At 74.1% G+C, this 5,727-nt stretch carries 4 protein-coding genes and 1 pseudogene; 1 reads left to right on the top strand and 4 read right to left on the bottom strand.

From position 1 onward, the window contains the following. Nucleotides 1-459, top strand: a pseudogene (locus tag E1283_RS37635) (protein-L-isoaspartate O-methyltransferase family protein); the annotation flags it as partial. Nucleotides 460-646: 187 nt separating this feature from the next. On the opposite strand, the gene E1283_RS30385 reads toward E1283_RS37635, so the two are convergent. The 4 genes from E1283_RS30385 to E1283_RS30370 are packed head-to-tail and all read right to left on the bottom strand — an operon-like array spanning nt 647 to nt 5,663. Next, on the bottom strand, nt 647-2,899 hold the full coding sequence (locus E1283_RS30385) for a xanthine dehydrogenase family protein molybdopterin-binding subunit (protein ID WP_132821390.1): 2,253 nt from the start codon (nt 2,897-2,899) through the stop codon (nt 647-649). Next, on the bottom strand, nt 2,896-4,023 hold the full coding sequence (locus tag E1283_RS30380) for an XdhC family protein (protein WP_132821389.1): 1,128 nt from the start codon (nt 4,021-4,023) through the stop codon (nt 2,896-2,898). The genes E1283_RS30385 and E1283_RS30380 overlap by 4 nt, the downstream gene beginning before the upstream one ends. A gap of 51 nt (nt 4,024-4,074) precedes the next feature. Beyond that, nucleotides 4,075-5,052, bottom strand: a complete 978-nt coding sequence (locus E1283_RS30375; RefSeq protein ID WP_132821388.1) for an FAD binding domain-containing protein — start codon at nt 5,050-5,052, stop codon at nt 4,075-4,077. Next, nucleotides 5,052-5,663, bottom strand: coding sequence for a (2Fe-2S)-binding protein (locus E1283_RS30370; protein WP_132821387.1), 612 nt, complete (start codon nt 5,661-5,663; stop codon nt 5,052-5,054). The genes E1283_RS30375 and E1283_RS30370 overlap by 1 nt, the downstream gene beginning before the upstream one ends. Nucleotides 5,664-5,727 lie beyond the last annotated feature (64 nt).

The raw sequence follows: 5,727 nt of genomic DNA, 5'->3' as shown, positions 1-5,727 counted from the left end.
CCCCGCGCCGACCTCTCCCTACCGGGCCACCGCGTCGACTGGGAGGCCCGCCTGCCCAACCCCGGCTGGATCTCCATCGCCTGGCGCGAGAACGACGACTGGCTCCACACCGGCGCCCGTGCCACCCTCGACCGCCTCCTCACCCCAGGCCACACCGAACCCGCGCCCGACGTCGACTGGCGCAGCGCGTTGCTGTGGATCGCGTCCACCAGCGACGAGCACCTGACCACCGCCGGCCTCGGACCCGGCACCGTAGCCGTTGGGCACTCCGCCCCGGACACGGCCGCGGCCCTCACCGACGACGGCCGCCTCGTCGCCGATCACCCCGACTCCGTCTCGCTGCGCATCCTGCGCGACTGGATCGGCGCGTGGCACAGCGCCGGTCGCCCGGGTCTCGGCGTCTATACGCCGGTGCTGGAGCCGGTGGCGGAGGGCTGGCACCTGCGCCTGAGCCGGTGAGAAGCCACCCCACTCCACGGCGGTAGGCGATCGGCGGGGCCCGCCAGCGGGAGGGGACAGCGGCAGACCCCGCAGTGGGGGCGGGTGACCCCGCGCAGGAACCGCCCCCGAAAGGCGCCGGCCGCGCCGCCGATACGCTCGAACGCGCGAGCGACAAGACGGAGCGGCTACGCCATCACCCTCGCCGTCAGAGGAGTTTGTCGAGGGTGATGGGCAGGTCGCGTACCCGGATGCCGGTGGCGTTGAAGACGGCGTTGCCGACGGCGGCGGCCGAACCGACGGTGCCGATCTCTCCGAGGCCGCGGGCGCCGAGGCTTCGGGTTCCGACTTCGCCGCCGTCGTCGCCGATCGGGCCGGTGAGGAGGGGGTCGGGCCGGTCGAGGAGGTGCACGTCGATGTCGGGGATGTCGGCGTTGACGGGCACCAGGTAGTCGGCGAGCGTGCTGGCGGCCAGTCGCCCGGTGTCGGGTTCGAGGGGGTTGTGTTCGAGCAGGGCGTGCCCGATGCCGAAGACGACGCCGCCGACGATCTGGCTTCGGGCGGCCCGGACGTTGATGACGCGGCCCACGTCCGCGACGGTGGTGAACCGGGTGACGCGGGTCTCGCCGGTGAGGCGGTTGACCCGCACCTCGCAGAAGTGGGCGCCGAAGCTGTGGTAGGCGTACCCGGCGGGAGCGCCGGCGGGCGCGGAGGCGGTGGCGTCGACGCCCCGCGATCCGAGGGCGGTGAGCAGTTGGCCGAACGTCATCGAGCGTCCGTTCGCGTGCAAGCTGCCCCGCTCGTAGCGCAGGTCCTCGGCGTTCGTTCCGTGCCACGGCGAGCCGGAGTCGGTCACCGCGCGTCGCTTGAGCTCGGCGATCGTGTCGCGGGCGGCGCCCACGATCAGCGGGACGGTGGAGTGCGTGGCGCTGGAGCCCACGGCGGGTGCGCCCTGGGGCAGGTCCGAGTCGCCGATCTCGGGGGTCACCCGCTCCAGTGGGATGCCCAGGGCGTCGGCGCCGGCGACGGCCACCATGGTCCACGCGCCGGTGCCCAGGTCCGAGGTCGCGGTGGACACCACCGCGGTGTCGTCGTCGAGCAGCCGGATCCGGACGCTGGCGGGGTGGCGGGTGGCCGGGTACACGGCGGTGGCCATGCCGGTGCCGAACAGCCACTGGCCGTCGACGCGTGCGCGGGGCGTGGCGCTGCGGGCGGACCAGCCGAAGCGTCGTGCGCCGTCGCGGTAGCACTCGTCGAGGTGCTTGCTCGACCACGGCCGGCCCGTGGTGGGGGTGGCGGTGGCGTAGTTGCGCAGCCGCAGCTCGACGGGGTCGACACCGGTGGCGACCGCCAGTTCGTCCATCGCCGTCTCCAGGGCGAACGCCCCGGGGGCCTCGTTGGGTCCCCGCATCGCCCGGCTGATGGGCAGGTCGAGGATGACCTGCCGCGGGTCGATGTGGAGGTTCGGCGTGGGGTAGAGCGTGTCCGAGGTGGCGTGGGCCGGGGTCATGGTGAAGCCGCCGATGGCCGGCATCTGGGCGACGCTCCCGTGGCTGACGGCGTTGAGGACCCCGTCGCGTGACGCGCCAAGTCCGAGGGTCTGGGTGACCTGGGAGCGGTGGCCGGTCAGGGTGAACATCTGCTCCCGGGTGAGGGTGAGCCTGACGGGGCGGCCCAGTTCGCGGGCCGCCGCGGCGGCGAGGGGGGCGTCGCTGTAGAGCACGACCCGGGCGCCGAAACCGCCGCCGACGTACCTCCCGATCAGACGGACCTGCGGCGGGAGGACGCCGAGCCGCTGGGACAGCACGAGCGCGTACGCCGACGGTATCTGCGCACCGGCGTGGACGGTCACCTGGTCGCCGTCCCAGACGGCGAGGACGGCGTGCGGTTCCATCGCGACGTGGTGCTGCATCGGCTGCTCGAACTCGGCCTCCACGACGACGTCGCTGGCGGCGAGCGCCTCGTCGATCGACTCGACGCCCGGGGCGAGGATGGTGACCTGGCTCGGCGACCCGGTGAGCGTGGGGCCGGACGGCACGCGGGGTCCGTCCGCGAGGGAGGCGCGTGGCGGCTGCGCGTCGTAGGTCGCGGTGACCAGCGCCGCGGCATCGCGCGCCTGCTCGACGCTCTCGGCGACGACCATGGCGATGGCCTGGCCGTGGAAGCGGACGGTCGTGTCCCGCAGGGGGAGGTAGCTCTCGGCAAGGCCGCGATACGGGTCCGCGACCGGGTACAGACTCAGGCGCGTGTCTTCCGCGGCGTACACGCGCAGCACTCCGGGAGCGGCCAGCGCGGCGGCCGTGTCTATGCCGCGGATCGTGCCCCGCGCGATCGTGCTGGTGACGACGTGGGCGTAGGCCGTGTCGGGGGCCGGGTAGTCGCCGGAGTACTGGGCGGCGCCGGTGACTTTCAACCGGCCGTCGACACGATCGATCTCGCGTCCGACTGGGGAGGTGGTCATCGGGACTCCCAACTGCTGTGGATGGCTTCCGGGTTCTTAACGTCGGTGCGCAGCGGCGCCCCGGTACCGCCGTGCCGGTGGGCCACGATCTCCGCCGCGATCGACAGCGCGATCTCCTGGGGGGTGCGGGCGCCGAGGTCGAGCCCGATCGGCGAGTGCAGGCGGCCGAGTTCGCGGCCGGTGAGGCCGGCCTCGCGCAGCCGGGCCAGCCGTGTCTCGTGGGTGCGTCGCGACCCCATGGCCCCGACGTAGGCCACCGGCAGCCGCAGCGCGGCGGTGAGCAGCGGCACGTCGAACCTGGCGTCGTGGGTGAGGACGCAGACGACCGTCCGGGCGTCGAGCCGTTGGGTCGCCAGGTAGCGGTGCGGCCAGTCGACGACGATCTCGTCGGCGTCCGGGAACCTGTCGGGGGTGGCGAACGTGGCCCGCGCGTCGCAGACGGTCACCCGGTAGTCGAGGAAGGCGCCGACGCGGGCCAGTGCGGCGGCGTGGTCGATCGCCCCGAAGATGAGCATGCGGGGTGCCGGGGTGTTGCTCTCCACCAGCAGGGTCATCGGTTCCCGGCAGTGGCCGTCGGCCGTTCCGATGTCGACGGTGTCGGTGCGGCCGGCGTGCAGGACGGCGGTCGCGTGGGCGGCGGCGACCCGGTCGAGCCGTTCGTCGCCGAGGGTCCCCTCGCCGGGCCGGCCGGGGCGCACGACGAGCATCCGCCCGAGGCGGGTGCCCGGGCCGCGCACGACGGTGGCCACGGCGACCGGTCTGTCGTGCGCGGCGTCGGTGAGGGCCGGTCCGAGGTGCGGGTCGGCGCCGGGGTCGTGGTGGTTCAGGGCGAGTTCGATGGTGCCGCCGCAGGTGAGGCCGACGTCGAGCGCGTCGGCGTCGGTGTAGCCGAAGCGCTCCACCCTGGGCCGGCTGTCCCCGGTCAGCATCTCGCGGCACGTCTCGTAGACGGCGGAGTCGACGCAGCCGCCCGACACGTTGCCGAGCACGGCGCCGTCCGCGTCGACGACCAGCGACGCGCCGGGCTGGCGGGGAGCGCTGCCGGCCACGCTCGTGACGGTGGCGGCCACGAACGGGGTCCGGTCGCGGACGCGGGCGAGGAGTGCGGCGGCGAGTTCAAGCACGGCCGCCGCCTGCCGCGCGGATCGGGTGCGCGGCCATGGGGTGCCGGCCGTTCATCGCCGCTCCTGGAGGACGGTGAGGGCGCGGACCAGGGTGCGTCGCAGCAGCGCGGGCTTGAACGCGTTGTGCGGCAGTGTCCGTGCGCCGTCCGCCGCGTCGCGGGCCGCCGACTCGTAGGTGGCCTCGGTGGCGGGGCGGCCGGCCAGGGCGCGTTCGACCGAGGTCAGGCGCCACGGCCTGGTCCCCATCCCGCCGACGGCGATCCTGGCCCGCGCGATGGTGTCGCCGCGCAGTTCGAGGGCGACGGCCGCCGAGGCGAGGGCGAACTCGTACGACTGCCGGTCGCGGATCTTGAGGTAGGTGGAGTGTGCGGCCCACGCCGCGCGGGGGACGGAGACGCCGGTGACGAGCTCGCCGGGACGCAGCACGTTCTCGACCTGGGGTGTGGTGCCGGGGAGTGGGTAGAACCCGTCGAGCGGCACGGTGCGGGCACCGCGGGCCGAGGCCAGGTGCACGTCCGTGCCGAGGGCCACCAGGGCGACGGCCAGGTCACTGGGGTGGGTCGCCACGCAGTCGTCGCTGGTGCCGAGGATCGCGTGGGTGCGGTTCACCCCGGTCAGGGCGGAGCAACCGGTGCCGGGCTCCCGCTTGTTGCAGGGGGTCGAGACGTCGCGGAAGTAGCCGCAGCGGGTGCGTTGGAGCAGGTTCCCGCCGATGCTGGCCATGTTGCGCAGCTGCGGGGAGGCGCTCAGCTCCAGCGCCTCGGCGATCACCGGAAAGTGCCGGCGCACGGTGCGGTCGGCGGCGACGTCGCTCATCCGCTCCAGCGCGCCGACGTGCAGCCCCTCGCGGTCGAGGGTGATACCGCGCAGGGGGAGGCGGTTGATGTCCACGACGTGGGCCGGGGTCATCACGTCGAGTTTCATCAGGTCGACCAGGGTGGTGCCGCCGGCCAGGAAGGCGGTGTCCGCCCCGGCCCGCGCGTGGGCCTCGCGGACGGAACGCACCCGGGTGAAGGTGTGGGGCCGCATCAGCGCATCACCCGCCGCGCGTCCTGGATCGCGTCGACGATGGAGGGGTAGGCGCCGCACCGGCAGATGTTGCCCGACATGTGCTCGCGGATCTCGTCGTCGGAGTCCGCGCGGCCCTCGTCGACCAGCGCGACCGCCGACATGATCTGCCCGGGGGTGCAGAACCCGCACTGGAAACCGTCGTGGTCGATGAAGGCCCGCTGCATCGGGTGCAGCCGGTCGCCCTGGGCGAGGCCCTCGATCGTGGTGACCGTGCGGTCGTCGGTGGTGGCCGCCAGCGTCAGGCAGGACAGCACCCGTCGGCCGTCGACGTGCACGGTGCACGCCCCGCACTGACCGCGGTCGCAGCCCTTCTTCGTCCCGGTGAGGCCCAGCCTCTCGCGGAGCGTGTCGAGCAGGGTGGCGCGCGGATCGACCCGCGCCGTGACCGGTTCGCCGTTGACCTCGACCCGCACCGTCACGAGACCGGTCTCCTCGGCGGCGGCCGGGGTGGCGTCCGCCACGGTCGCCAACAGCGGTGCCGCCGCCGTGGCGGCGGCGACACCGCCGCCCAGAAAGCCTCGTCGGGACACGGGTGACCCGCTGCGGCCCGCGTCGTCGTCTGGATTCATCGGTTCTCCCCTGGGTGGGCGTCGGACGGGAGGGCACCGGGCTCGGGACCGGAACCTTCGGCGC

The organism is Streptomyces hainanensis (assembly GCF_004348415.1).
GTDB lineage: Bacteria > Actinomycetota > Actinomycetes > Streptomycetales > Streptomycetaceae > Streptomyces > Streptomyces hainanensis.
Note: the sequence above shows the minus strand (reverse complement) of the source record. Positions and strands in the feature narration are given on the sequence as shown.